The 708-nt window shown below is 47.3% G+C and carries 2 protein-coding genes; both read left to right on the forward strand.

All coding sequences use genetic code 11. The features are described from left to right. Positions 1 to 485 (forward strand): sensor histidine kinase (locus R7093_RS25530; protein ID WP_318147059.1); only part of this gene is annotated, 485 nt, incomplete at its 5' end. A 1-nt stretch (position 486) separates the two neighbouring features. Then, positions 487 to 708, forward strand: a 222-nt coding sequence (locus tag R7093_RS25535) for a response regulator (RefSeq protein WP_318147060.1), incomplete at its 3' end; no start/stop codon positions are given.

A 708-nucleotide genomic window follows, 5' to 3' on the forward strand; every position in this document is an offset into this window, starting at 1 on the left:
TGTTGGATCAACTCACGGCGTTATTGCGTGCAACGCTAAAAAACTCGCGTGAGGAGCACACCACGGTTGAGAATGAAATTACCTTGATTGACGCTTATCTGGGTATTCAAAAAATTCGTTTAGGCGAGCGATTAAGCTACACAATCGAGGTGCAAGAAGGGTTAGGAAATACAGAGTTGCCTCCGATGATGCTACAACCTTTGGTAGAGAACGCCATTATTCACGGCATCGAGCCAAAACGTGAAGGTGGTGAAGTCCAATTGCTGATAAAGCAAGAGAAACAGCTGTTGCAAATTGAAGTGAAAGATACTGGCGTGGGGTTGAGTCACGTCAGCAATCACTCTGGTTCGGGGATTGGGTTGAGTAACCTTAAACAGCGCGTGGATGCCTTATTTGCTGGCAAAGGTCAGGTGTCGATCAGTGAATCTTCCGAAGGTGGTGTGAGTGTGCGTTTGAGTTGGCCAATGATAAGTAAGGAACAGTGAAATGAATACAGGGTTTACTGCCATTATCGCCGATGATGAGCCGTTATTGCGGCATCATCTCGACAAAAGCCTCGCGGAAGTGTGGCCGGAGTTGGACATCGTTGCCAAGGTAGCTGATGGCGAACAAGCCTTGCTCGCCATTGAGCAAAGCCAACCTGATATTGCGTTTCTCGATATTCGTATGCCCGTGTTAGATGGCATGAGTTTGGCGCAAAAACTCAAT

It is taken from the genome of Vibrio sp. 1580 (assembly GCF_033340055.1).